This is a genomic window from Variovorax sp. AC103, assembly GCF_979254005.1.
The window spans coordinates 292,199-317,283 of the sequence record NZ_CEEDFC010000003.1 but is presented as its reverse complement, the minus strand read 5'-3'; the positions used below and the strand labels follow the sequence as shown (position 1 = coordinate 317,283).

Below are 25,085 nucleotides of genomic sequence, written 5' to 3'. Positions count from 1 at the left end.
GTGGCGATTGTGCGGAAAAGCGGTTAACGTTTTGGCCAACCGAGAACGGGGCCTTTGTGACCATCGAAGATCATCCTGAGATCTACCGCGCAGCCTACGAAAGCTACCGCGAAATGTTTGCCTGCATGAGCGACAGCGGGCGTGCATCCTGGTTCTTCATCTCCGACGAGAGCGTGCTTCTGAGCTTCAACGTAGCCAAGGGTGAAACGAAGCAGCAAGCGGAAGCGCGCCACGCGGTCAAGCTGACCGCGATGGCGGATGCCCTGGAGTCACTGCCCTGCGCCGAAACCGAGCGGCGCACGATTGCCGACCTGCGAAGATTGGCCCAACTGCACAGTTAGACCCGCGGCGTAGTCCCGCGCCCGTCGAGCTGATCGGAACCCGAGCTCGGTCCATTGGTGAGAAGGTGCGAGCCTCTTTCCCATCCTTCGATACCGCTGCGCCGGAGAAGCGACGCAAACCGCGAGGCCAACCCGAAACTTTGAGTCGGGATGCCGAAGCGAGAGACAAACAACGCGGATTGGGGACGATCAAAACGCTCGAAGCGGACGCGCGGACCAGCGAGGTAGACCCTCATCCAGCGGCCGGAAATAGCGGCGATCTCCCCGCGCACGCTGCTGGCGCCAGCTGCTGCCGACCATGACTGCAGGAGATCTTCTACGGCTTGAAATTCCAGCACTGAAGCCTTGCGCAACGAGATTCGCAGCCAAGCCGCTGCGGCAATGCATGCGGCATCTCTGAGCATCGATGCCTGTGCGTCTCGAGCAACCGGTGCGGCCGCGATGTCGTAATCGAGCATCTTCAGCAACCTCAGCAGCTCTTCGTCTGAAAGGCGGCTCTGCCTTGCCGGGTGCACGCGGTCCAAGGCTGTCGCTTCCCGCACGCCCAGGAGTCGCTTGACCGCGATCTTCGAGGTCGTGACCTTGCGCGTAACCAGCAGGGCTTTGGCTGCGCCGATTTCTTCACCTGTGACGCGATAGCGCTTTCGGTTGAGCTCAGTGCTCACGACGCGGGCGAGCCAGTAGGGCATCTCGACCTCGCATGTCGCAAACTCGCATAAAGTGATCGATGCTTTGCTCATTGATCTCACAAAAGTGTGAGGCCAGTCTGACGTGAGGAAGTCCGCGAGCTGCAGAAGCTCGTGACGGATCGCGACTCGTTGTCGATCGAATTCGGTGCGGGGGGACTGAGACAGCACATGCACGACCTGAGCGCAGGAGGGAGGCAAGTCCTGGAGGGCCAGCTTGGCAAGCAGCCTGGGGCGCATGAAGACACTCAACATGCTGCGAATACCGTCCCACCAAAGGTGGGTGTGGCTGACCGCGACCGGAAAATCCTGCGGTCCTGAACGAGATGGAAGCGTTGTGCGCCAAGCACTCGCATGCTTCAAGTCAGGCGGTGTTCGCACTGGGATGGACAGCAGGCTTCGGGAGCAGTTTTCGCAGTGACGTAGATCGACAGCCCGGGAGCCCGCGATCGACATTGCCGCACCGCAGGCGGGACACCTGTCGACCAGTTGCACGCGATGCTTCGGACAAGTCGTGGTGGCGGACAGGCGCCACGACAAGCGCCAATATGGAACGGCATCGTCACGGAGGCATTCAGGACAGATGGCATGGCAACTCGTGCCCTCAACGCCACGGCACCGATCCGGCGTCAGGATCCATCGACGCAGGCTGCCTGTCGAATCGCCCGAGAGCGCTTCGAGCTCATCGGTCAGTGTTGATGCGTCGACGGTCTCCGGCCGAAGCTGCACAAGCTGCTGCAGCGCCGGCGTGAGCTGCCAGCGCTGTGGGGCCACATCGAGCGCCGCGCTCGGGGGTATCTTCAAGCGCTCGTAGGAAAAGAGCTCGCTGTACGAGCCAAAGCCATTTGCAGTGGCCAATCTGTGAAGCCATGAAGCAAGAGACTCTTGCTCGAACCCCTCGCCGCGCGGCGCTGGACGCACCAACAGCGCGCTAAGTGTCGGCGCCGCCATCGCCCCACCTGTCACCTGCAGACCCAACCTCTTGCGGCTTTCCCCATCGCATGGGTGCGGGAGCATGGAGCAGAAGCTTGGCCAGGCTGAACCATGGCGAGACGGTCGCCTTGAAATTCAGCAGTTGCCAGAAGATGACTGGACTGCGCTCGGCCAAAGACTCCAGAAAGTCCATCGTGCAGCGGCGCTCCCAAACAAGAGCTCGCGGGTAGAAGGTCATTAAGCCACCTTTGAAGCTGGACCCTGGCAGCCAGTCTTCCGTGCCGTGCCCTTTGCGAAAGGCTTGGCCCGTCGGAGAGCAGAGGAAGTCAACCAGCCTGGAAAAATTGAGCCGCTGATGGGCGCCCGCATCCTCTTTGAGGAGCGCGGCGGTGCCACCTTCCACAAACACTCGAGACAGCATTTTTTCCACCGGACCGTGCGCGAAACGTTGGTCGTCTGTATCTCGCCTGGCTAGCGGCTGGTCGCATGTCGCACAGTGGCGCGGATCGTTGATGCTGTGCGCGTCGATGACAAAGTAGTGCCGACAGTGGTTGCAGACTTCGTCCAGAAGCGTGCCATGCACACGGCAAGCCGTCGAAAAGCTGAACCTCCAGTACTTGCGCCAATATGGCTCAGCGTCCTCGTGCAGGCATTGCGGGCAGATCACGTGCCGCATGCCATCATGTTGTTGAAGGCGCTGCTCCCTTGCCGAGAGCACCCAGGGTCGAACAGAGATGTCGCGGCGCGCATCGACGCCGCATTTCCCGAGCAGCATTCGCTGGACCTCGCCCCTGGCTCGGCCGGTCGCTGCGGAAACGGCGGAGATGAAGCTTTCCGGTCGACTCGGGATGTCCAGATGGATGTTGTAGAAGCCGGTCTTCTGCAGAAGGGATGTGAGGTTTCCGAAGCCGTTGAGCCGTGCAGTCCTGAGCAGCCACGATCCGACGGATTCGCATGTGTAGTCGTTGTCCAGCCCGATCGGTTTCAACCGGCGTCCTACGAGAGGATCGGTGGTCAGAGCCGCGGAAGGGGGGGCGCAGCTTTCTTCCGTCATGACATGGTCATCCGTAGAAAGGACGGGTCGTGGTTGTCGCCGTCCAGGAAGGTCGGTTGAAAGGGTTCACCGTTTCGGCTCAACCTTCGCATTTCGAAATCCTTCTCGAACGGGTTGAAAGACTTCTTCTCTGGCGCCCAGATGCGCGTGCGGAACAGCTCGGCGAACTGCGCATAGTTGACGTGGCCCACGGCCGTGGCCTGGTTGGTGATCAACTTGATCCAGGTCGCGATATTTCGATGAACGCCATCGGTGGCAAAGAAGATGCGTGTCGCGACCTCCGGGCTTGCAATCCACTCTCGTTGGTCTTGAGGCAGCGCTTCGGCGAGTGCGTAGAGGTAGCCCATCAGCGACGGGAGATTCGCCAGGTCGAAGGGAAGCAATCGGAAGGTGCCCATGACGCGCGAGCGCAGCTGGCTGTTGTGGTCGAAGAGGATCCTGGAGCGGGGCGCCCCCGCCAGCACGAAGGGGCGCCCGATCAGGTCCAGCATTTCTTTCAGCGCATCCGCGGCCGTCGCGTACGAGTGCGCTTTGCCCCGGTCGATGAAGTGATGAATCTCGTCGACAAAAACGAACTCTACGAGAGAGGCCTCGCACAGGCGCATCACACGGCGCTGATATTGCTCCGTATTGCCGCGCCCCGGATCGACGCCGAGCCCTCGAAGGAACGCTGCGTAGATGCTCTTTCGGTTTGGGGCCGAAGGGATGCTCAGGTAGAGCACCGGGACCCGGGTCACCTCCTCGCCTGCCACCATAGGGAAGGCGCTCCGGTACTCCTGCAGCAGGAACGTTTTGCCGACGCCTGACACACCGAGCAGTCGCATGTTCAGGGGGTTGTTGTCGACGCCGGCGTCCCGATGACATTCGGCCAGGCGTTCCCACGCCGCCTGGAAGTCAGGCAGATCAACGCGTATCCGCATCACCACCTCCGACGAAGAATTTGTCGGCCACTCGCTTCGCCACTCCGAAGATCGGAACGGTGAACGGGGTCTTGAGAATGGACTCGATGTCCACGGGTGCAGGGGCGATCGTCGGATCGATGCGAGGCTCGTCGATTCGTTCGACGAGTGGCAACGGCGAGCGCGCCTTCCGAGGCTCGCTAGGGCGCGATTGAGCTGTGGCCTTCTTCCGCCCCTTCCGACTTGTCGGAGGATCGAGCGGCGTCAGTTCTTCGTCGGCGACCAAGCCCAGCATCTTGAGGCCCCGTCGTCGCTGGCTTTGCGTGTTTGCTCGAAGCAGCGAGTTGCCAATCTCTCTCATCCTGCGCAACGCTTCCGCGAAGGCGATGACTTCTCCACGCGTCCTCTTGTGATTGTTCTTGAGTTTGACGACTTCCGACATTTCGTAGGCACCGAGTTCCGCCGTCTCCGGATCCACGTTGGCGACTTTGACTCGATGCCCGGACCTCGGATCGACCACCCAGATGTGGCTCAGCGAGTCCCGGCAAAACTTCACCTTGACGGATGTATCCTTGATCGATGGCAGCTGCCGACGTATCTCCTGGAGCTCTGCACAGTTGAAGAAGCAGTTCATGATTTCGACACCGACGTGCGAGATCACCCGCATCTCCGCATCGCAGCAGATCTCGTCCAGCTCGTCGGGATCGAGGGGCAGGTAGGTTTCTTCCGGCCTGAAAAACTGCGTCCATGTGTCAAGCGGTTTCACTTGCTTTTCCTCGGCGAGCCCGGCAGATAGACATCCACGATCCAGATGTGGAGGTACTCCATGAGTGCCTGACGCGACATCACTGCATCAGCGGCGGGATCCCTGTCCTTGCCGCGGTTGTAGAGGTGGGATCCCGTCGCGCCCGGTAGCCCAGCCAGGGCTTGCTCGTTGAAGGTTCGGAAAAAGCGCTCGATGCGTCCTTTGAACCAGGGTTGCTTCGAAGGGCAGTACTGCAGCGTGATCCCCAACTCCAGGCATGCGTCGCGCAGCGACTTCGAATGAAACTCCGGACCGTTGTCGCACTTCAGCACTCGGGGAACGCCAAAGCACGGCCAAGTGCCCTGCACCTGCGGATACTTCTTGCGGATGTATGTCTTGGGCAGCATGGCGTGCTTGAGGCAACTGAGCACCGCCTGAGTCGTCGTCCCGTTGAAGTCCAGGTCGAATCCCATGAGGCAACGGGTGAACGAGTCGATGCATGCCGTGAAGCGTGGCCGGCCCAGTGGCAAGCCGGTTCTTGGGTCGACCACGAAAAGGTCGATGACCGTGTGATCGATTTCCCAGCACTCGTTCAAGCCGTAGCTCTCGGTGTTTTTGCCAGTCGAGCGATACCGGTAGTCGGCTTCGCGTGCTCCGCGGCGGGCGGCCATGACTTCGTAGCCGCCCCGCCGCTGAATCATCCGCAAGAAAGTTGAGTAAGACGGCGTCGGCTCTTGTGCGTGCGAAGGAAGCCACTGATTGCGTTCAGCGATGCGCCCCTGGAGTTGAGCGTAGGCAGTGGCCGCCGATGTGTTCCCTTCGACCAGGTAGTGGCTGTCGATGACTGCGTTCATGTCCGCTTGAGCCTGTTGCGAGAACCTGCTCTTGCCGGGCCCGCCACGCAGAAAGTACGCCGGCACCTGCGCTGCCGGGTCATTGCCCATGCGTCGCTGTTTGCGCCGCCAGTTCTTGAGGGACGTGCGTGAGGGGCACTTGTCTCGTCCGAGTCGACGCGTGACCTCCTCCAAGACCTTATGCAGCCTGTCCGAGTCACGTGAGAGCGACACACCGTCATGGTCAACCGCCGCAAGGTATTCGATTCTTGCAAGGTTTTCGACCTTGGCGATCTCGCTGGCTTCTGAAACCGATCGGGTTGTGATCCTGCGCGCTGGCTCCGCCGCAGTTTGTGAGGTGGTGCGCTGCGTGAGCTTGCAACTGCCTTCGCGGTAGTGACCAAGCAGTGTCTCGAGTTCCCAGGTCTTGTCGATGCCGTGCTCATCGCGAAGGACGAGCTCCATGTTCTTCGAGACAGAAATGATCTGGTAGGGCTTGCGGAAGAGCAAAACCGTGCTGTTCGGCGAAAAGGAAATCTGCTGCATCACAGTTCTCCTCTGGTTGCCACGTCAGTGGTGCAGTTTGATCCAGCGGCCGGCGGATGTCGAAATACAGCAGCCCGTGCGCAAGTGCACAGAGCGCACCACGTGTGCCGAGCAAGGAGACCAGCTCGCCAAAGGAAGCGGGCCGATGCTGGTCGATGATGGATCGGCTCTGCGGCAGAGTCCGCGCGCTGACCTTGTCGAAGAGGGCGGTGCAGATCCGCAAGCAGTTCTGCTCGGCAACGCGGTCGCTGAGGCTGGTTTCCGTCACGACGACGAACGGAACGCCGGCGAATCTGAGGTGTTGACCGATGCGGGTCAGGTGCGCGCGCAGTTGCGGATTTCGAAGCTCGGCCAGAGGCTTGCATTCGACGCACACCAGCAGACCTGAGCGGTCGCCGACGATGGCATCCGGCGTGTACTCGAAATTGCCCCCCGCCAGACGGGACGCTCACTGTCAGAGGTTGCGTGCAGACGTCGGTGACACGTTGAGAGGCTTCGAGACGGTGGAGAAGGCGCCTTTCCAGACTCGCTTCCCAGTGCAATTCCTTAGAAAAGCGTTTTGAAGGAAAAGTGCCTCTGACCCGCGCGCCGCCGCGGGTGACGATCCTGCGGGTGGGTAATAGACGGGAGATGTCGAGCGAATGCGCAAAGCGCTCCAGTATTGTTGTCTTCATGAAAACTCCAGAAACAAGCGGCAATACAAATCCCGCTGCGCAGACGAAAAAACGTCGCGCAGGGTGCTCTCGGCTTGACTGGGGTCTCCGTCCTTGAGATACTGGGTTTGCTGCCCGCTAAAGTAGCTACCCCTCGATGGATTTCGAGACTAACGCCGCCCAGTCTTGCCGATTTGGGTGGCGTTTTTTATTTGGTCATATGGTCCTCGCGGTTTGGAATTGCGGATTCTAATTCGATCTCGAAGCTATTCGGATTTGATGCCCTGAGCTTCGCGGAATGCCTGTTTTAACAATTCGGCCACATCGGCTGTATTTGCATAGATGCCGGGCCTCCCCTGGATCGACACCACATTGAACGGCAGTTTGCCTCGACGACGCGCTTCCTGAAGCGCGTCTATCGAGGGGTAGTAGAACACTCGGCACAGGGCTTTCGCATCCATGAGAGGCCCGTAGGTCTCGTACAACGACCGGTAAACATCAACACGGTCAGCGTCCCTCTGGAGGGGGAGCGAAGGCACGTGCACATCAGGCATAAGCAGGTTGATTCAGGGAAAAGTTGCTCGCATCCTAATGGCAACTAATCCGAACTTCAAAAAAAAACCACGAAACCTAACCTAAAAACCATGACATGGTAGTGGTTGTTTTTAGCAAGTTGATATATATTGCGCAAACGAAATACGGTATTTCGTCGTCTTTGTTGTTGCACTTGGCTTTCGTTGATTACCCACCACGGAAAACTGAGCAACACTTTATTGTCTGCTGCGGATAATTGATTGCTGACCACGAGGGGTGGTCTATTAGGTCTTTGCATGTCTCGCGTCCGCCGGCAACTGCAACATAAAAACCGAAGAGGACTGAAGATGAATGAATTTCATGCGATAGCCAGAACGTACTTTCGCCAGGTCGAGGGATGGCATCTATATCGGACTCACGGCGACAAACTGCTGTGGGCCTGGGGCGCACTCATTGGCTCGGGGGCGCTTTGCCTCGTGTGGCCACTTTGGGAGGCAATCCGCAAGAGCGAGTGGGTCCAGTACGGCATCTGGCTCGGAGTCGTCCTCGTCATCGAGGGGGTCGTCCTTGCGATCAGCTCGCGAATCCAGAAAAGGAAGACCGCCGCTTTGATCGCGGAAGTCGCCGAGCAGCACTCTGTCGTGATGAAGACTGAGCAGGAGTGCCGCGCGTTCCTGCTCACGAAGCTGCTGGACAGGCCGACCGACGAATTCTTCGCTGTGGCCAAGGAAATCAGCGATCTGCTGAAGATGCGCCAGGAGTTTCGAGCCCTGCATGAGAGCGAGCCGGGTTCCTTCTGGAAGTCGGTCTATGACCGTGATTCGAAGCCGCGGTTGATCGCCGTGACGCTTGGTGTGATTACGCTAATTACCGCCCTGACAATACGGTCCATACCGGAGGGGCCCACACTGTTTGAGGTCCTGACCGATGAGGCCAGTCTGGCCTTTGTGCAGAAGGTCGTTGTGCTCTGCGCTTCTGCATTCTTGCTGCTCATGCTCACACGCGCGGTGGGAGCGAACTTCTGGCACGTGGCGACGACTTGGTGGACCAAGTCGGTTCCGAGCAAGGAGAGTCGCACTGCACTGCGACACCTGGCGCGCGATCTTGTGCTGTATCACAAGCCGGTGGTCGCAAAAGATGGAGAGGGTTCACCTGCGGAAGCAGCTTCGCAGGGCGCCGAGCATCAGCGTGCGCCTGACGAACGCGGAACGCCCGTCGACGTTCCTCGCGCCGTTCAGCTTGCTGTGGTTGGTGCAGTGGTCCTCGGCGGTGTCTTAAGCGCTCGGCGCCGTCGGACCCAAACGCGAGATTGACTTTGCGCTGAAGCGGTTGCCCCTTGTATGGCTGCAAGCAACGGCTTTTGATCTTCAGCGAGACGCGGGACGGATGTTGCCGAAAGCTGCGTGTGCGGCTTCGGCGCTGAAAAGGGTGGCCTTCGAATCTGCTGTCATCTTCTTGAGCGCGCGCGCGACCGCTGCCCCGGCACCCGGGTCACGCATCTTCCTGTCAGGCGAACGGGCCTTACGTGAAGCCAACGTGGGCGGGCGACGTGGGCCGCGGGAGGAAGAAGTCATGCGAAGCAAGTTAGCACGGCGCCTAGCCTGGGGCGAGTCGAAATGGTGAAACTCATGCCGAGGGCAGGGAGAAGGCGACCTTGCTGTCGGTCACTGCTGCCCAGCCCTTTGCCTGGAATTCCGCCACGATGGTCGCGATTTCATCGTCCGGAAGTTGCTTCTGGAAGAGTGAGGAGATCGTGCTCGAGAAGGTTTTAACCGTGCGAGGCTTGGAAGTGCCGAGTTGTTGAAGCTTGGTCAGAACGACAGTGAGCTTTTCTTCGAGCGGCCGGGTGTTAGAAACCCTGAAGAAAGGGATCTCCGCAACGTCTTTCGACCGGGCCGCAAACACTTTCTTGTCCTTGAGATGCTGGATCAGGGGATCGAAGCCGGTGTCTTTGGAGATGATGTGGAAGAACGCAGTGGGGTCCGCGGCTGCGAGTTGCCCGATGTAGAGGGCAATGTGGAAGTCGAGGGCGTTCGAGCCGTTGCCGGAAATTTTCACGTACTCGGCCTTGCTGCCCATTCTCTGCAGTGCGTTCGCAATGTCGAAGGGCACTTTTTGCTGCGTGGCGCCGACGAAGACGATGACCTTGAAGTGCTCTTGATCGAGCATCGAGATCGCTTCGGGTTGGACGTTTTCGAAGTCGATCAGGACATAGTTCGTTCGAAGGGCCATGGCAGTGAGGCAGCTTTGAGTGCCTCATTATGGGGGGGCACGATGCGTGGAACGTGGATGTTCCGATACGTCCCGAAGAGATTCTGTTTCGTTGTGACCACAATGGAAACTTCAGTTTGGTGCCTCCCAATCTGCGGAAAACCCACGTAACTTTGATTAGGAAGAACAAGTTACTTTGGAAAAAGACAACTAACTTTGAGTCCCTACAGGGCGACCTGCGCCGGCGTGCAGTGGCAGGCCTTCAGCGAGGAGCCCAGGTAGCCGCAAGGGCAGGGATTCATGGCGGCGATCAGCTGGAAGCGCGCGGGAAACTCGGCACTGCGCGCGGCGCGCGAGATGGTGATGGTGCCGGTCTCCAGCGGCTCGCGCAGGGCTTCGAGGGCGGAGCGAGCGAATTCGGGGATTTTGCTTTCTAGCCCAAAGCCCGCATTTTTTGTCAATCTGCAGAACCCGCTGCCTTGGCATCTGAAGTCCGGCTGAGCCTGCCGTCAGTTCAGCCTGAGGTATGTCATTTCTTGTTTGAGCGCTCTCAGTAGAGGTCGAGCTTTCACGTTTACACCGTTCCATCATCCGCGAAGCGAGGGCGAAGCGAGGGCGAAGATCAGGTAGCTGTTCTCAGCGAACTAGGCAAGTCTCGATGGTTGGCTGCCTTCGGCATCCGATTACTCGAATTTGAGGGGTCTCACAATCTGCGGTGATTCATGAGATTCGGAGGCGTCCTGATCTCTAGGAACGAGAAACCACCGGTGAAATCAGAAGCGAGACGTCAACACCCAAGGCGTAAGCAAGTCGCTCAAGGTTGTCGATGGAGATATTCCTCTCCTCCCTCTCGACTGACCCTACAAACGTTCGATGAAGCCCGGCAGCCTCGGCAAGTTGCTCCTGGGAGATGCGGCGTTCCGCGCGGATGACACGTAGATGGAACGCCACCCTTTGCCTTGCGCTCTGCGTTCTTGGTTGAGGTTGGCCCATCCACCAAGAATCCGATGCCTAGCACTTTTTTTCGACAGCGCTAAGATAGCTATTGGATGTGTTTAAGTAGCAAAATGGGTTCTTGAGAAGTAATCAGCAGTGTTCACATAGCTTGTTGAATTGCTTGAGCAGTAGATTCGCAGGACATTCGCGACCAAGCTTCACTGTGAGCTGCAACCTATAGGGTTCATTTTTATGTTTATGACGATGGATTCGCATGAGGTGAGGATCTCTTCCATGCTGGCCGGTCCCGGTACGAAATGCTGGAGAGCAGTTCAGTTGAACTTGACGATTCCTGCTTTTTTTCCGACCTGGGTAGTGCAAGAAGACGACCTCGAAATCTCGGAGCGTGCGTTGTTGATCTATGAGAGCGATTTCCTCGCTCTCTTCGAGAGTGTGGGGCCGCAGTCGCTGCGGCACGTTCAGTATCTGGCGCCGACGGAGAGCGATCCCGATCGCTGGCAAATTCGAAACATTAGGAAGATATGGTCGGCGACCAGCGCCGATGCCGATCAAGTCGAACTTCTGGTCCTCGAAGATGAGAGTGGAGCGCGGTTCACACACTACGACATGCGCACTTCGTTCAGCATTCGGCAGCAGATCTGGCCGGTCAACTGAGCATGGAAATCCCGCTCCTGCTGGTCCTCGCAGTCGTCTTGGGTCTCTTCTACTGGGTTTGGATCGCGTCCCCGCGCTCCATCCAGGCCGGACGCGAGCAGTTGCTCCGGGCGCAAAGTCAGGCGTCTGGTGCGACCTTCTTCCCGGTCGATCCGCGCCGCATGGTGGGTGATTGGGAAGAAACCTGCATCCTGTTCGATCCCGATGCCCGCAAGGCCTGCATCGTCAGCCACGGAAAGAGAGCCTAGACGGTCGATTTTGAGTACTTCAACACTTGGCAACTCAAGTGGACCGAATATCCCGGAAACCCGTTGTTTCGCTTTCAGCACGTGCACTTCCTCTTCGAGACCGGTGACTTCGATCGCCCAACGATCCGGGTCGCCGTGCCCTCCAGGTCCGATGGCGAGGCATGGAACGCCAAGCTCTCGATCCTGATGCCCTGAGCGCATGGAGGGAGAGATGGAGCTACCGACGTGAAGCTGCTCATCCTTTCGGACCTGCACCTCGAGTTCGGGACCTTTCTCGTCCCGCAGGTCGACTACGACGCAGTGATCCTTGCTGGGGACATCTTCGTCCCCGGTTCCAAGGCCATGCGCTGGGCCCGGCGGGTGGGGAACTGTGGGGAGACAGCCCCCATCGTGTTCGTGCCCGGCAACCATGAGTTCTATGAAGGTGTCCTGCAGACCTCGCTCAAGGAAATGGCGCTCACCGCGAGTTCGTGCAACGTGCATCTCCTGGCCCCCGGCGAGGCCGTGATCGCCGGCGTCCGCTTTCTGGGCTGCACGCTGTGGACAGACTTCGAACTGCCGATCCAGACCAAGACAGGGTCGCTGGTAGACACCGAACGGGCCACGAAGGCGGCCAAGGTCCGTCTCAACGACTACTCATCGATCCGGTGGGCCGAGGCGCAGGAATCTTTCGACGCACCCGTGGTAGCAGCCAAGTCAAAAAAGCGCCGCCTGATACCCGAGGACACACTGGCGCTCCACCAGCGTGACCGCGCCTGGCTGGCCCAGAAGCTGGCCGAGCCCTTCGACGGGCCAACGGTGGTTGTGACCCACCACGCCCCGCATCGAAACTCTCTCGCGCGGCACTATCAGTCCGACTGGCTGTCCCCATCTTTTGTGAGCGAGCTCCCAAGTTTCTTCTTCGAAGTGCCGTCACTTTGGGTGCATGGCCACCTCCATGAGAGCCACGATTATCAAGCGGGCAACTGCCATGTGGTGTGCAATCCCCGTGGGCACTTGCAGCATGGCCGCGGCCTGGAGAACAAGCAGTTCAACCCCGAGTTCCTGGTCGAGCTATGAGTGACATCCAGTCATCTACCCACACGATCCAGCAAGTGCTGACTGCCGCGACTGTGGTCTCGGGTGGGGACCTCGAGGCGGCCATCCTCTGGTACAGGAACGAGCCACTCGCGCTGTTTGATAACAGGACCGCCGAGTCGCTGGTAGCCGAAGGGAGAGCTGCGGATGTGCTCAATCTCCTTGAGTCCTTCCAGGCCGGGTTTGTTGGATGATGAAGCCCTGTACTGGCCGTCTTCCCATGGCAGAAGCGAGGCCGACCCATGATGCCGTTGGCCGCACGGATGATTCCAGCGATCTGCTGTTCCTGGATATAGACGGTGTTCTTCATCCTGTCGGCGCGGACTATTCGTTCAGCAGCAAGTTCTTCAGCCATTTGCCGCTGCTGGAAGAGCTCCTGCGCGAGTTCAAGTCTGTCGATGTCGTCATCTCCTCGGATTGGCGGCGCACAGAAAGCATCGAGCAGTTGCAACGGTATTTCAGTGCCGACATCCGGCATCGGATCATCGGAGCCACGCCACAGATTGCCCCCAGCGTGGCCGTCCATTACCGGCGCCAGTTGCAGGTCCAGGCCTGGATCGATGGAAACGGCCGCCATGAGGCAGAGTGGGTGGCACGGGACGATTGGCCCCAGAGCTTTGAATCGGGCTTCGCGCGGCTCGTACTCACCGATCCCAAGCGTGCGTTCGATCAAGACAGCTTTCAGGAGCTCCGCTCGCACTTCCTGCGGTTCGCAGCCGACCGATGAACCACCAGCCGGCATATGAAATGAAACCACTCATCCTGTTGGACCTCCACGCGCAATCCGAGCACCAGCAGTCGGCGCCCACGCTGATGTTCTTCGGCGACCCCCACGGCGATCTCGAGCCGGTGATCGCCACGGTCGAGTACTTTCGGCCCGAAGCCATCGTGCTGCTGGGCGATATCCAGGCGCGCCGGCCACTGCACATCGAGCTGGGACCGATCCTGAAACTCACCGAGGTCTGGTTCATTCACGGAAACCATGACACCGATAGCGTTGAAGATTTCGACAATCTGTTTGGATCACAAATCGCAGACCGCAACCTGCACGGGCGCATCGTCGAAATCGCGGGGTACAAGGTCGCAGGGCTGGGCGGCATCTTCCGCAGCAAGATATGGGATCCTCGGCAGCCGATCGAGAAGGCTGCCTTCCAGTCTAGCGATGCCATGCGTCGAACCATGAAACGCGAGGAGCGGTGGCGCGACGGTATCTCCCGCAAGCACCGATCTTCCATCTTCCCGGCCGACTACCTGCAGTTGCTGCGTAGCGGTCCCGCCGACATCTTAGTGACGCATGAGGCGCCGTCGGCCCACGCGCACGGCTGGCAGGTGGTCGACGAGCTCGCCGAGACGCTTGGCGTCCAGCTCGTCATCCACGGTCACCATCATAAGAGCCATGACTATCTTGCGGAAGGGATGCAGAGTGCTGCAGCACCGTTCCGCGCCTTTGGGGTCGACATGGGCTCGCACCTGGCGTGGCCACTGGGTCCACAGGAGGAGACTGGATCTGGAGGCCCGGTGTGATCCTGTTCCTCGACTTCGACGGCGTGCTCCATCCAGAAGGGGAGGACCACATCCACAACGGAGGCGCCGACTTCTGCTTCCTGCCGCGCTTGGAGACCCTGCTGCGCGAGTTTCCTTTCGTGAAGATCGTGATCAGTTCATCCTGGCGCGAGCAGCTTCTCTACAAGACCTTGCTGAAGCCGTTCTCGAGCAACATCCGAGCCCGCATCCTTGGGGCCACGCCTCATTCGGGCTTTGGCCTTCCGCCGCCGTACGGGAAACGTGAAGGAGAGATCCTCGCCTGGCTCCAGATCCACGATGCGGTTGACGAGCCGTGGGTCGCACTTGACGACGCCTATTGGCAGTTCAATCACTGCAAGGACCATCTGGTGGTGTGCGGCTCGTTCACCGGCTTCGACGACAAGGCCAGCGCCGAGCTTCGCGCGCACTTTGAAGGGACGTCCCAATGAAAGTACTGGTTCTTTCCGACCTTCACCTTGAGTTCGCACCATTCGAACCGACACCCGATCTCGAATTCGATGTCGTCATCCTCGCGGGAGATATTCATTCGCCTGCGAAGCGTGCCGTCCATTGGGCTGCGGATCGCTTTCGGGGAAAGCCCGTGGTCTACCTGCTCGGCAACCACGAATACTACGATGGTCGCCTCGACACGACGCTGGCTGAAGCCCGCCGCGAAGCCGAGGGAACCAATGTCCATCTGCTTGACGGGGATGAGGTTGTGATCGACGGCGTGCGGTTCCTTGGAGCGACGTTGTGGACCGACTTCGAGCTCGCCATCGAGACGCCTGAAGGTCCGGTCAGCGATGTCGGGCGTGCCATGAAGATGGCGACCAATCTGCTGAACGACTACGCGCTGATCCGCACGGTCGACGAGTCGGCGGAACCCGATACCTGGCGCTACAAGCAGGGAAGAAAGCTCCAGGCGGCGGACACGCGCCAGATTCACCAGGCGCAGCGTGCCTGGCTGCAGGAGAGGCTTTCGGAACCGTTCGCCGGCCCGACGGTAGTGGTGACGCACCATGCACCTCATCGAGGCTCCCTCGCAAAACGCTACGCCGATGACTGGGCTTCTGGTGCCTTCGTCACCGAGCTTCCGGATGCCTTCTTCGATGTGCCCGTGCTCTGGGTCCATGGTCACACGCATCAGCAGTTCGACTATCGAGTCCGCTCTTGCCGAGTTTTGTGCAACCCGCGCGGCTACGTGAACTGGAGTGGCAGGATCGAGAACAAGGCATTCGATCCTGGCCTGACCATCGACGTGAAACCCTCCGCCATCAAAACAGCTCGTAGGGTTACTCAATCATGACTAAGAGCGCATCCAGGATGGCGCGGCTGACCCTGCAGGCAACAGATCTGCTGCCCGCAAAATCAACGTCCGTCTGGACCGCGAAGGTCGGACCGAAGAAGCTCACAAAAGAAGACTTCGTCAGTCTGTTCGAGAAAGAGCCCCTCGAACACGTGACCAAGAAGAATCAACATTTAGCGGCCAAAGAGTCGCCAAGAGTACTGGGAATCCGTCGCCTCATCGGGCAAACACAAACCATGGTCGAGACATCCGGACATCCCGATGGCTTCGATGCGGCTGCATGGGTTGCCCAGTGGCTCGATCAGTCCTTACCCGCTCTCGGCGGGCAACGACCTGCGGGATTAATGGACACTGCAGAGGGTCAGGCGATCGTATCGAGCATGCTCTCCCGTGCTCAAAGTGGCGCCTACGCATGACGTTGGCCATAGGGCTCTGTACGAGGTCTGATTTCACCGAGGACGAATTGCAGGGTGTGGAGCGACTGTCGGCGACAGTCTCATCGTCGGACAGACATTCTTGCGAGATATTGCCGCGGTGCTCCGCTAGCTCTTGAGTCAGAGATGGGCGCAATCCAACACCTTGACCGAGCTCAGGGCCGCTGCGAGCCACAGGCAGCGCAGCGGTCAACTCCGCCAGTCGATCATCACCTCTCCCTGGAAGCGGGCCGAGTGGTGGTGTCATGCATCGCTTAAAACTCAACAGGGTCAAGAAAAATGACGATGGGGAGACAAAGCGCGAAATCACTTTGCGTACGCCAACGCACAGACGCATGCATCACGGGAAGGCCAGGATGCCGAATGGCTTCCTTTGCCGTTCAAGCACATCGCGCATCGCCTTTCCTTTTATCTGCACTTGATGCAGATCAAGGTGTTCTGGTGGTGGGCACGTAGCATGAATTGCACGTGGATCACACTGACATGAAGCCCTTCTCAAATCATCGCACCAGGCGCAACACCATATTCGTGGCGATGCTGGTGTGGGTGTTTGCTCAGGCTTCTGGAATGGCGAATGCCTGCCTACTTGAGGCGCCTGGCAAACACGCCCATATCGGTGTGAGCCACTCTTCGGACGCTCATCACGCTCATGCCAATGACGCACTGGCAGGTGATGCCGTCGCCGTTGATCACGACAACGACACGAGCGCCTCGAAGGAATCGTGCCTGAAGGCCTGCGACGATGGTCTGAACGCACAGATCAAACTGCAGACTGGCGTCGATCCGACCGATCCAGGTCTGCCGCCCTTCCTTGTGTTCACGTGGAATGCAGTGATCCCCATCGCTTCGGCGCCAAGTCGCCTAGATGATCTGCAGATCCGCGTGGTGGGACCGCCTTTCAGACTGCGCTACTCGCGTCTGACGTTATAGCCGTCGTCTGATGATGACTGACCCAGAGCTCCGCGCTCTGCGGTCCGGGTCGATGCCTTCGTTTCGGCTCCGCTCCAACGCGGGGAGGCCGGTCACGACGCCAGGTGATCCACCGATGCCTGGCGGCGACTGCCCGGCGTTCCAACTCGGCCATCCGCACAAGGAGTCTTCAATGAAATTCGCTCATTTGCTTTCGCTCGCTCTTGCTATTTCCGCCATGGGTGCGCCAGTCTGGGCCGCCGATGCGGACCCGCATCAGGAACATCACCCGGCAGGGAATGCTTCGGCGCCTGCCGCCAAGGCAATGCCCGGCAAGGCCCGCATGGAATCCCAGATGAAGGCCATGCTCGAAATGCACGACAAGATGATGGCCGCGAAGACCCCCGCGGAGCGGGACGCACTGACGCCAGAGCACATGAAGACCATGCAGGACGGCATGACCATGATGAACGGCATGTCCTCCGGCGGGATGGGTGGCACGGGCGGCACGAAGGGCGACATGGCCACGCGCCATCAGACGATGGAAGCGCGCGTGGAAATGATGCAGGCGACGATGCAGATGATGCTGGATCGTCTGCCCGCGGCGCCCGCGAAGTAGCGTGAGCACCGAAATGGCACCCGCCGCCCACCCTTTCAGCACCGGGATTGCCCTGGCCGTCACCGTCGGAGTGTTCTACGCCCTGTGCACCCTGGCGTGGGTGCTGGCGCCTGGCCCATTCCTCGGCTTCATGAACAACCTGTTCCACGGCATGGACTTCAGCGGCATGGTGCAGCCGCGGCCGTTCGCATGGTCAGGGTTTCTCGTCGCGCTGCTGCTGATGAGCGGCTGGGCGCTGATCGCGGGGACGTTCTTCGCCTGGCTGCGCAATCGACTCACCGTGTGACCCAAACCCGCCTTCTGGAGCAACGAATGAATCAGGAACTTTCCCCCAACAACGCCGAACCCTCACCGTTCTGGCGCTCTCGTTATGCCATCGGCTTGGTCATCATGGGCGCCATCGCGACGTACTTCCTGCTGAGCGAACACCGCGCCCACTTCCTCGGCGCCTTGCCGCTCCTGCTTCTGCTGTCGTGTCCGCTGGTGCATGTCTTCATGCACCGCGGCCATGGGGCTCACGGCGATGGTCACGCACACCACCACGGTGGCGAGCCCACCTCCAACCCGTCGGCAGAAACACGGACGCCGCCCACAGGAGACCGGACATGAATCACGATGCCCCGGCCTACGGACTATGGGCGCTTGTTGTCTTCAACTCGGCCATCTTCCTGATGTTCGCGTTCAGTTTCTTCAAGCCGCAGATCGTTCGGGACTGGCGAACTTTCGGGGCTTTCGCTGCCTTCATCGTTGCGCTCTTCGTCGAGATGTATGGCTTTCCGCTGAGCATCTACTTGATGTCCGGCTGGCTACAGACGAAATACCCGAATCTCGACCTGATGTCGCACAACAGCGGCCACTTGTGGTCGACGCTAACGGGTGAAAAAGGGGACCCCCACTTCGGTCCGCTGCACATCGCGAGCTATGTGTTCTTGGGCTTCGGCTTCTACCTGCTTTCCAGCGCCTGGAACGTCCTCTATCACGCACAGTGCCGCAACACATTGGCCGTTTCAGGGCCCTATGCGCACATACGTCATCCTCAGTATGTGGCCTTCGTTCTCATTCTGCTCGGCTTCCTGCTGCAGTGGCCGACGCTGCTCACGCTGGCGATGTTCCCGATCCTCCTCGTCATGTACGGGAGGCTTGCAGTGACGGAAGAAGCGGAAATGCGAACGCAATTCGGCTCTGATTTCGACGCGTACGCCGCGCGTACCCCACGGTTTCTGCCGTCGTGGCGGAAATCGAATGTGGCCTCGGCATGAAGGCCTGAATCCCTCAACCCAAAGGAGAACTCACTATGCAAACCCTCAGCTTTGATGTCAGCGGCATGTCCTGTGGCGGATGCACCGGCAGCGTCCAACGTGCACTCAACGAATTGGACGGTATCAGCCACGCCGAGGTCACCCTCAATCCCGGCATCGCCACGGTGGTGGTTGATCCCACGCGCGTCACGCCTGCGCAGATCGAATCAGCGATCAGCCGTATGGGCTACCCCGCAAAGGCGCGGTCAGCAATGTACGGCGAGCAGGCCGCCCCATGAGCAAGAAGAAGCAAAAGCACAGCAACGAAGGGCGCGAAGCGGTGGCCAACGCAGTTAACAGCGCTCTGGAGGAGCACACGTCGCGGTCAGCGACGGTATTGATGTCGCGCGAGGACTACAAGGCGCAGTTGCACCTGCTCCAGGTAGAACTGGTCAAACTGCAGCGACACTTCATCGGTTGTGGCGACAAGATTCTGGTTCTCGTCGAAGGCCGCGATGCCGCTGGGAAGGATGGTGGCATCAAGCGTGTCGTCGAGTACCTGAGTCCTCGCGAGACGCGAGTTGTCGCTCTCGGAAAGCCCTCCGATCGAGAACGACGCGGCTGGTACTTCCAGCGTTATGTCGCTCAACTTCCCACAGCAGAAGAGTTCGTTCTCTTCAATCGCAGTTGGTACAACCGCGCAGGCGTCGAGCATGTGATGGGTTTCTGCTCCAAAGATGAACACGAAGAGTTCATGCACTCGGTGCCGAAGTTCGAGGAAATGCTCGTCAACTCAGGCATCAAGCTGCTGAAGTTTTACCTCGACGTCAGCAAGGACGAGCAGACGCACCGTCTCGCGGAACGCAAGCGCGATCCGCTCAAGCAATGGAAAAGCAGCCCGATCGATGCGGTGGCCGTCAAGCACTGGAAGGCTTACTCCGATGCGCGCGACACGATGCTGCTGCGAACACACACCGCCATCGCGCCGTGGCACATCGTGCGAGCGGATGACAAGCGCCTCGCGCGACTGAACCTGATGCGCGACATTCTCTCGCGGCTGCACTACGCGGGAAAGAAGAACAAGCTCGTGCAGCCAGACCCGGCGGTCGCCTTCGAATTCACGCCCGATTGCATCGTCGCCAAGCGGCTGGCGCACTAACTCTCGGCGGCCAGGAAGGCACCATGAATACCAGAAGCATCGAAGCAAGCCAACGCCCTAGCACCCGGACCGGGGTTGCGTGCGTCGATAGACCACTGGTGGAGCTCGCCAGTTCCCATCGTCCGGACAGCACCGAACCTGGCATCGACACTGAGCTGCGGAATTTGCAGCGCAAGACCTTACGCTACTTCGTGCATGAGGCGAATCTGGCCAACGGCTCCGCCATCGACGAAACGGCGCCGAATCGGCTGGTCCTGTTTCGGGGGGCGATGCGAGGTTGCCCGTACCGTGCCAGCGGAACGCGGCGCACCGGGTTCACACGCCGTTGGCGTCAACCCTGAAGCCAGCGCCAGATTGGCACCTGACCCAGCCACTCTCAATGGGTCACGACATCAGTGCAGGAGAAGCTCATGACGACAACGGATCTTTCAAAGGCAATCACGCTGGGAATGCCACCGGCGATGAGGAGAGCCCAGGCAGCAATTCGTCTCCCCGAGGTGCAGGCAATGCTGCAGAGGCTTTCGGAATTTGATCTCGGTATCTTCATACCGCATCAACATGACGGGCGAACGGGTGACTTCCAATCACTGCCCCACGGCGTCATCCAAGTGGAAGTCGGCTGCAGTGTTTCATTCCACAACGCGGCCGAGATCGTGAATCAGGCCGATCGTTTTCTTCCCGTAGCTTGGCGTTGGCAGGCCGGTGCACCGATGCCCGCGTCCGCGTGCGAAATGGTGTTCGATCAGGGTCCAAGCGGTAACGAGCGTCCGGTCAAACACAAGATGCCAGAAGCGCACTGACCTGGCCGTCATCGGCCTGACCCGCGAGGCTACGGCTGGTGATGGCCGGTAGTCCTCCATCCAGACAACCAAGGAATTGCGATGAAGACAAGCGTCATAGAGGTGCACGACATGCTTTCGGTTCTGAGTGTCCAGGGAGTCGAAGAGCGGATCGGTGAGGTGCCCGGCGTCGAGAGTGTCACCGTCAATTTTTCCGCGGGCAACGCCACGGTTCGGTATGACGAGACTCGGCTCGACATTTCGGACGTCAAGTCGGATGTGCGCCAACGCGGGTACGACAAAGGGGCCGCTGCATCCGTTTCAGCAGGCCCCAGCCACACAACGTTGGCTGAAGGCGCCGATACGTCGGCAGCCACAGGAACCAATGGACCGGGCAAGGCTGTGGAGCCGGTACCTGCGCCACCGATACCAGACGCCGCCGCCTGGCACGGCGTTCCGGGTAGTGGAGAAAAGATGTCCATGCCGGACAAAGGTTAGGCCGCAGGTCATGCGTTATTGCCCAAGTGAAGCCCAATTTCTGGAGTCGCCATGAAAACGAGCGTGATTGAAGTGCGCGACATGCTGTCCGTACTGAGCGTGGACGGGGTCGAGAAACGGATAGGCGAGGTGCCGGGTGTCGAGAGCGTCACAGTCAACTTTGCTGCCAAGAATGCCACGGTGCGTTACGACGAGACCCTGCTCGAGGTGGCAGACATCAAGTCGGACGTTCGGCAGCGCGGGCATCAGATAGACGCAGAGGCATCGTCTGAACAGGCGCGCAACGACACGCCCTCGAGCGATCGTGGCGGGCAATCTCCGTCGCAAGCTTCTTCGAAGGCCGATCCGGCCACTGCCTCCGAAATTGCTTCAGTTGCATCCGGCGCAAGGCCTTCTCCAACACACCCAGCAGCCAGCGGGACTGACAAGGAACCAGCGAAATCTGACCCGTCGCCCTCGAACGGCGCAGCCGATGTGCCGAAAGATGCGGCCGTGCCTGTGCCGTCGACTCCCGCAGCCGGTGGACACGAGGGTCACCAAAACCACATGAAGCCGGTCGATCCGCCCGCGATGTCGGCAGACATGGCTCACGAGATGGGCCATGACGGCATGGACTTGCCCACCATGGTCCGTGACATGCGAAACCGCTTCTGGATCTGCTTTGTCTTTACCGTGCCGATCTTCATCTATGCCCCGATGGGCGGCATGTTCAAACCCCCGGCACCACCGTTCGGGCTGGACCTCAACCTTTGGCTGTTGTTCTTTTCGAGTGCCGCCGTTTTGTACCCGAGCTGGCCGTTCTTCGTCTCCGCTTGGCGCGCACTCAAGAAAGGCACGTTGGGCATGGCCGCGCTTATCGTACTGAGCGTCGGCACCGGGTATCTCTTCAGCGTTGCATCCACGTTCTTCTTCAAAGATGGAGGGCAGTTCTTTGAAGCAGTATCTGTCCTGCTTGTCTTTATCCTGCTCGGCCATTGGCTGGAGATGCGCGCCCGCGCCGGTGCATCGTCGGCTATCAAAGCGCTGATGAACCTGACGCCGGCAAAGGCCAATGTCATTCGCAACGGCGCGGAAGTCGAAGTGCCGACAGCAGACGTTTTGGCGGGCGAGATCGTCGTAATTCGGCCAGGCAACAAGATCCCCGTCGACGGCACAGTGGAGACCGGCGAATCGCTGGTCGACGAATCCATGCTTACGGGCGAATCAATGCCGGTCCAGAAGGGACCAGGCGCAACAGTGGTCGGCGCGACCATCAACAAGAGCGGCAGCTTTCGCTACCGGGCGACCAAGGTCGGCGCCGACTCTGCACTGGCACAGATCGTGAAGTTGGTTCAGCAGGCGCAGAACTCAAAGGCACCCGCGCAATTGCTGGCGGACAGGGCCGCGCAGTGGCTGGTGATTGCCGCGATCGTGATCGGTCTCGCTACCTTTGCGGTGTGGTTCTTTTGGATCGGTCAGCCGCTGTTGTTCGCAGTGACCATGACCATCACGGTGTTCGTGATCGCCTGCCCGGATGCGTTGGGCCTCGCCACTCCGATGGCTGTGATGGTGAGCACGGGCCTCGGCGCAGCGAATGGCATCCTTTTCAAAAACGCCGCAGCGCTTGAAGATGCCACCAAGCTTGATGTGATCGTGTTCGACAAGACGGGAACGCTTACGGTCGGTCAGCCTGAGGTGGTCGAGATCGTCACTGCAGAGGGGGTCTCTGACGACGTGGTACTCATCGCCGCTGCTGCAGTCGAGCAAGGTTCTGCGCATCCGCTGGCCCAGGCCATCGTCAGACGGGCGGCAAAGCTGAGCATCGTGGCACCCACGGGCTTCCAGAGCCTGGACGGGATGGGCGCGCGAGCAGAAACCACCGGGGGAACGGTGTTTCTCGGCAACCGCTTGCTGATGGACACACAGAAGCTCGCGCTTGGCAGCCTGGAGGCCGCGGCAACGCGCCTGCAAGGTGACGGCCGAACGGTCGTCCATGTTGCTCAGGCCGGTCGCGTCATAGGCCTTGTTGCCATCGCGGACGCGATCAGGCCCACGGCCCGGGTGGCGGTGGCCAAGCTGCGCGAACAGAAGATCGAAGTGGTGATGCTGACCGGTGACAACGCAGCGACCGCCAAGCGCATTGCTGCGGACATCGGCATCGACACGGTGTTGGCCGACGTGCTGCCTGCGCAGAAAGCCGCGAAGGTGAAAGAGCTTCAATCTTCCGGCAAGAGGGTCGGGATGGTGGGCGATGGCGTCAACGATGCCCCCGCGCTGACCCAGGCCAACGTGGGATTCGCCATCGGTGCCGGCACCGATGTCGCGATGGACAGCGCCGACGTCGTGCTGATGAAGAGCGACCCATACGACATCGTCGCTGCGATCGAGCTTTCGCACGCCACCTTGCGAAAAATGCACCAGAACCTATGGTGGGCCGTGGGCTACAACACGATAGCCTTCCCGCTCGCCGCGGGTGTCCTATACCCGTTCGTTCTGAGCCCAGAAGTCGCGGCCATATCAATGTCCGGGAGTACCCTGATCGTTGCGATCAACGCTCTTATGTTGAAGCGCACCAAGCTGGCGGGCATTCGTCAGCCCGGAAAGGCAACGGCATCCACCGCATCTGGCGAGCAAGCAACTCCAGCTGCGGCCAAGGCCTCCGGGATTCCTGGGAAGAGCCAGAAAACCCAGACGGAGCACTCGTCGTGACTACTCAATCGCGTCCCCTCCATCGCGACAGCGCCAGGCTGACCAATGTGCCGGTCGAGCAGTCACTCGCCGTTCAGCCGACGCGCAAAGACGCTGCATCGCTGGCAAGTGCCTTCGTCGACCGCGTCCTGCCCATCAACGTGCTGGGATCGTGGGCTGGCTACCTGATTGGCGCGGCTTGCGCGCGCTGGTGCACGAGACAGATGGTCACGGGTGCCGGCAGGCATTACAACTGATGTGTTTCTCGGCCACAGCCAGTTTTTCAGGGGGCGTCGTGCTGCTCGGGATAGGGGCGTTTACCCTGAAGTCAGCGCGTAGTCCGCTCGAATGGCCTTTCGCCGCCATCCCTGTGTTATTCGCGATCCAGCAACTGATCGAAGGCGTGATCTGGCTAACCTTCAGCGCTGTCACCCCGCTGCTGAACACGGTGATGACGCATGCCTATTCGTTCTTCTCGCATGTGCTCTGGCCGATCTACCTGCCGGTGGCCGTGTTGATGATCGAGCCGGCCGGTGGGCGCAGACGCACGTTGACGGTGCTTGTTGTGGCGGGGGCGGTGCTAAGTGCCTACCTGCTTTACGTGCTCTTCGCTTTCCCGGTGGTATCTCGTCCGACGGGCCAGCATGTCGAGTACGACTCGCCGCACTTCTTTGCCGCTGCGGTGATGACTCTTTACCTGGTCTCGACCACTGTGAGCCCGCTGCTGTCCACGCTTCGAGGCGTGAAGGTGTTCGGCGCGCTCGCGCTGCTGTCATTTGGCGCGGCTTACTACTTCTATGCGACGTGGTTCATCTCGGTGTGGTGCTTCTTCGCTGCTTTGCTGAGCACCGTCATCTACATCCACTTTGCATGGCGACCGACCGACCGCGGCGACGTGCGGCAGACGAGCGGAATCCTTGATCAACCTGACACATTGGAGAAGAGAACATGAGAAAACTATTGACAGCCCTGACCGTAACCGCAGCGCTGACGCTCACCGGTTGCGGCTACAACACATTTCAGACGACGGATGAGCAAGTCAAAGCAAGTTGGTCCGAGGTCGTTAACCAGTACCAACGGCGCGCGGACCTGGTGCCCAACCTTGTTGCCACAGTCAAAGGTGAAGCGAAATTCGAACAGGACACGTTGACAAAAGTGATCGAGGCACGCTCCAAGGCCACGTCCATTCAAGTCACACCGGAATTGGTCAACGATCCCGCGGCGTTCCAAAAATTCCAGGCCGCCCAAGGCGAACTGACCGGTGCACTGTCACGGCTGATGGCTGTCTCGGAAAACTATCCGAACCTACGAGCGAACCAGGGATTTCGGGATCTAGCGGCACAGTTGGAGGGCACAGAAAACCGCATTACGGTCGCGCGCAATCGCTACATCAAGTCGGTGCAGGACTACAACGTAACAGTGCGGTCCTTCCCGTCGAACCTCACTGCAAAGGCACTGGGCTACAAGGAGAAGATCAATTTCGCGGTCGAGAACGAAAAGGAAATCTCTAAGCCGCCAAGCGTTGAGGTCAATATCGCTCCAGCCAAGCCCGTCGGTACTTCGTCCGGGGCGGCCAAGTGA

32 protein-coding genes and 1 pseudogene are annotated in these 25,085 nt (G+C 59.7%); 24 read left to right on the top strand and 9 right to left on the bottom strand.

Annotated features, from left to right (window positions below):
• The first annotated feature begins 56 nt into the window (after positions 1–56).
• Complete coding sequence (locus AC0IYU_RS06190; RefSeq protein WP_472114154.1) at positions 57–341, top strand: hypothetical protein; 285 nt, start codon at positions 57–59, stop codon at positions 339–341.
• Here AC0IYU_RS06190 and AC0IYU_RS06185 read toward each other — a convergent pair.
• Genes AC0IYU_RS06185 through AC0IYU_RS06165 form a run of 5 tightly spaced genes read right to left on the bottom strand, consistent with a single transcriptional unit; the run spans position 338 to position 6,037 of the window.
• The gene (locus AC0IYU_RS06185; protein WP_472114151.1) at positions 338–1,978 is read right to left on the bottom strand and encodes a TniQ family protein; all 1,641 of its coding nucleotides are present in this window, start codon (positions 1,976–1,978) and stop codon (positions 338–340) included. The two genes, AC0IYU_RS06190 and AC0IYU_RS06185, sit on opposite strands and share 4 nt — an antisense overlap.
• Positions 1,959–3,014, bottom strand: a complete 1,056-nt coding sequence (locus tag AC0IYU_RS06180) for a TniQ family protein (protein WP_472114147.1) — start codon at positions 3,012–3,014, stop codon at positions 1,959–1,961. Before AC0IYU_RS06180 ends, AC0IYU_RS06185 begins: the two co-directional genes overlap by 20 nt.
• Entirely contained in the window at positions 3,011–3,934 is a 924-nt protein-coding gene (locus AC0IYU_RS06175) for a TniB family NTP-binding protein (RefSeq protein ID WP_472114144.1), read from the bottom strand. Before AC0IYU_RS06175 ends, AC0IYU_RS06180 begins: the two co-directional genes overlap by 4 nt.
• Positions 3,918–4,679, bottom strand: a complete 762-nt coding sequence (locus AC0IYU_RS06170; protein ID WP_472114141.1) for a hypothetical protein — start codon at positions 4,677–4,679, stop codon at positions 3,918–3,920. The genes AC0IYU_RS06175 and AC0IYU_RS06170 overlap by 17 nt, the downstream gene beginning before the upstream one ends.
• On the bottom strand, positions 4,676–6,037 hold the full coding sequence (locus AC0IYU_RS06165; protein ID WP_472114138.1) for an integrase catalytic domain-containing protein: 1,362 nt from the start codon (positions 6,035–6,037) through the stop codon (positions 4,676–4,678). Before AC0IYU_RS06165 ends, AC0IYU_RS06170 begins: the two co-directional genes overlap by 4 nt.
• Here AC0IYU_RS06165 and AC0IYU_RS06160 point away from each other — a divergent pair.
• Positions 6,006–6,425, top strand: a complete 420-nt coding sequence (locus AC0IYU_RS06160; RefSeq protein WP_472114136.1) for a hypothetical protein — start codon at positions 6,006–6,008, stop codon at positions 6,423–6,425. The genes AC0IYU_RS06165 and AC0IYU_RS06160 overlap by 32 nt on opposite strands.
• Positions 6,426–6,956: 531 nt before the next feature.
• On the opposite strand, the gene AC0IYU_RS06155 is transcribed toward AC0IYU_RS06160, so the two are convergent.
• Positions 6,957–7,151 carry a hypothetical protein gene (locus tag AC0IYU_RS06155; protein WP_472114133.1) on the bottom strand — a complete coding sequence of 65 codons (195 nt, stop codon included), beginning with the start codon at positions 7,149–7,151 and terminating at the stop codon, positions 6,957–6,959.
• A 420-nt stretch (positions 7,152–7,571) separates the two neighbouring features.
• On the opposite strand from AC0IYU_RS06155, the gene AC0IYU_RS06150 reads away from it, so the two are divergent.
• Entirely contained in the window at positions 7,572–8,537 is a 966-nt protein-coding gene (locus AC0IYU_RS06150; RefSeq protein WP_472114130.1) for a hypothetical protein, read from the top strand.
• Positions 8,538–8,850: 313 nt separating this feature from the next.
• On the opposite strand, the gene AC0IYU_RS06145 is transcribed toward AC0IYU_RS06150, so the two are convergent.
• The 3 genes and pseudogenes from AC0IYU_RS06145 to AC0IYU_RS06135 all read right to left on the bottom strand — a co-directional run bounded on the left by AC0IYU_RS06145 (position 8,851) and on the right by AC0IYU_RS06135 (position 10,428).
• Complete coding sequence (locus tag AC0IYU_RS06145) at positions 8,851–9,456, bottom strand: PIN domain-containing protein (protein ID WP_472114127.1); 606 nt, start codon at positions 9,454–9,456, stop codon at positions 8,851–8,853.
• 209 nt (positions 9,457–9,665) lie between these two features.
• Positions 9,666–9,863, bottom strand: a pseudogene (locus AC0IYU_RS06140) (ATP-binding protein); the annotation flags it as partial.
• Between the two features lie 319 nt (positions 9,864–10,182).
• A complete protein-coding gene (locus tag AC0IYU_RS06135) occupies positions 10,183–10,428 on the bottom strand; it encodes a helix-turn-helix domain-containing protein (protein ID WP_081268132.1) in 246 nt (81 codons plus the stop codon).
• 237 nt (positions 10,429–10,665) lie between these two features.
• Here AC0IYU_RS06135 and AC0IYU_RS06130 point away from each other — a divergent pair, with 237 nt between their 5' ends.
• The 21 genes from AC0IYU_RS06130 to AC0IYU_RS06030 all read left to right on the top strand — a co-directional run bounded on the left by AC0IYU_RS06130 (position 10,666) and on the right by AC0IYU_RS06030 (position 25,085).
• Positions 10,666–11,046 carry a hypothetical protein gene (locus AC0IYU_RS06130; RefSeq protein ID WP_155742499.1) on the top strand — a complete coding sequence of 127 codons (381 nt, stop codon included), beginning with the start codon at positions 10,666–10,668 and terminating at the stop codon, positions 11,044–11,046.
• A 2-nt stretch (positions 11,047–11,048) separates the two neighbouring features.
• Entirely contained in the window at positions 11,049–11,294 is a 246-nt protein-coding gene (locus AC0IYU_RS06125) for a hypothetical protein (RefSeq protein WP_253819860.1), read from the top strand.
• Between the two features lie 225 nt (positions 11,295–11,519).
• Complete coding sequence (locus AC0IYU_RS06120; RefSeq protein WP_081268134.1) at positions 11,520–12,353, top strand: metallophosphoesterase; 834 nt, start codon at positions 11,520–11,522, stop codon at positions 12,351–12,353.
• Positions 12,350–12,565, top strand: a complete 216-nt coding sequence (locus AC0IYU_RS06115; protein ID WP_081268135.1) for an antitoxin Xre/MbcA/ParS toxin-binding domain-containing protein — start codon at positions 12,350–12,352, stop codon at positions 12,563–12,565. The genes AC0IYU_RS06120 and AC0IYU_RS06115 overlap by 4 nt, the downstream gene beginning before the upstream one ends.
• Positions 12,566–12,591: 26 nt before the next feature.
• Positions 12,592–13,098 (top strand): HAD domain-containing protein, encoded by a 507-nt coding sequence (locus AC0IYU_RS06110; RefSeq protein WP_081268136.1) that lies wholly within the window; start codon positions 12,592–12,594, stop codon positions 13,096–13,098.
• Positions 13,099–13,118: 20 nt separating this feature from the next.
• Complete coding sequence (locus tag AC0IYU_RS06105; protein ID WP_472114124.1) at positions 13,119–13,895, top strand: metallophosphoesterase family protein; 777 nt, start codon at positions 13,119–13,121, stop codon at positions 13,893–13,895.
• A complete protein-coding gene (locus AC0IYU_RS06100; RefSeq protein ID WP_081268137.1) occupies positions 13,892–14,344 on the top strand; it encodes an HAD domain-containing protein in 453 nt (150 codons plus the stop codon). The genes AC0IYU_RS06105 and AC0IYU_RS06100 overlap by 4 nt, the downstream gene beginning before the upstream one ends.
• The gene (locus tag AC0IYU_RS06095; protein ID WP_081268138.1) at positions 14,341–15,201 is read left to right on the top strand and encodes a metallophosphoesterase; all 861 of its coding nucleotides are present in this window, start codon (positions 14,341–14,343) and stop codon (positions 15,199–15,201) included. Before AC0IYU_RS06100 ends, AC0IYU_RS06095 begins: the two co-directional genes overlap by 4 nt.
• 17 nt (positions 15,202–15,218) lie before the next feature.
• A complete protein-coding gene (locus AC0IYU_RS06090) occupies positions 15,219–15,617 on the top strand; it encodes an MbcA/ParS/Xre antitoxin family protein (RefSeq protein WP_081268139.1) in 399 nt (132 codons plus the stop codon).
• 501 nt (positions 15,618–16,118) lie between these two features.
• Positions 16,119–16,565: a hypothetical protein gene (locus tag AC0IYU_RS06085; protein WP_155742501.1), complete on the top strand. Its 447-nt coding sequence runs from the start codon at positions 16,119–16,121 to the stop codon at positions 16,563–16,565.
• A 172-nt stretch (positions 16,566–16,737) separates the two neighbouring features.
• Entirely contained in the window at positions 16,738–17,163 is a 426-nt protein-coding gene (locus AC0IYU_RS06080) for a hypothetical protein (protein ID WP_081268202.1), read from the top strand.
• A gap of 13 nt (positions 17,164–17,176) precedes the next feature.
• Positions 17,177–17,449, top strand: a complete 273-nt coding sequence (locus AC0IYU_RS06075) for a DUF5676 family membrane protein (protein ID WP_081268203.1) — start codon at positions 17,177–17,179, stop codon at positions 17,447–17,449.
• 26 nt (positions 17,450–17,475) lie between these two features.
• Positions 17,476–17,772, top strand: a complete 297-nt coding sequence (locus tag AC0IYU_RS06070) for a DUF2933 domain-containing protein (RefSeq protein ID WP_472114122.1) — start codon at positions 17,476–17,478, stop codon at positions 17,770–17,772.
• Entirely contained in the window at positions 17,769–18,422 is a 654-nt protein-coding gene (locus AC0IYU_RS06065; RefSeq protein WP_472114119.1) for a methyltransferase family protein, read from the top strand. The genes AC0IYU_RS06070 and AC0IYU_RS06065 overlap by 4 nt, the downstream gene beginning before the upstream one ends.
• 35 nt (positions 18,423–18,457) lie before the next feature.
• Positions 18,458–18,700 carry a heavy-metal-associated domain-containing protein gene (locus tag AC0IYU_RS06060; protein ID WP_472114116.1) on the top strand — a complete coding sequence of 81 codons (243 nt, stop codon included), beginning with the start codon at positions 18,458–18,460 and terminating at the stop codon, positions 18,698–18,700.
• Positions 18,697–19,560, top strand: a complete 864-nt coding sequence (gene ppk2, locus AC0IYU_RS06055) for a polyphosphate kinase 2 (protein ID WP_472114112.1) — start codon at positions 18,697–18,699, stop codon at positions 19,558–19,560. Before AC0IYU_RS06060 ends, ppk2 begins: the two co-directional genes overlap by 4 nt.
• 410 nt (positions 19,561–19,970) lie before the next feature.
• Entirely contained in the window at positions 19,971–20,360 is a 390-nt protein-coding gene (locus AC0IYU_RS06050; RefSeq protein ID WP_081268205.1) for a hypothetical protein, read from the top strand.
• A gap of 81 nt (positions 20,361–20,441) precedes the next feature.
• The gene (locus tag AC0IYU_RS06045) at positions 20,442–20,837 is read left to right on the top strand and encodes a heavy-metal-associated domain-containing protein (protein WP_472114109.1); all 396 of its coding nucleotides are present in this window, start codon (positions 20,442–20,444) and stop codon (positions 20,835–20,837) included.
• 51 nt (positions 20,838–20,888) lie between these two features.
• Positions 20,889–23,525, top strand: a complete 2,637-nt coding sequence (locus tag AC0IYU_RS06040; protein ID WP_081268144.1) for a heavy metal translocating P-type ATPase — start codon at positions 20,889–20,891, stop codon at positions 23,523–23,525.
• Positions 23,526–23,760: 235 nt separating this feature from the next.
• Complete coding sequence (locus AC0IYU_RS06035; protein ID WP_081268145.1) at positions 23,761–24,456, top strand: DUF6629 family protein; 696 nt, start codon at positions 23,761–23,763, stop codon at positions 24,454–24,456.
• On the top strand, positions 24,453–25,085 hold the full coding sequence (locus AC0IYU_RS06030) for a LemA family protein (RefSeq protein WP_081268146.1): 633 nt from the start codon (positions 24,453–24,455) through the stop codon (positions 25,083–25,085). Before AC0IYU_RS06035 ends, AC0IYU_RS06030 begins: the two co-directional genes overlap by 4 nt.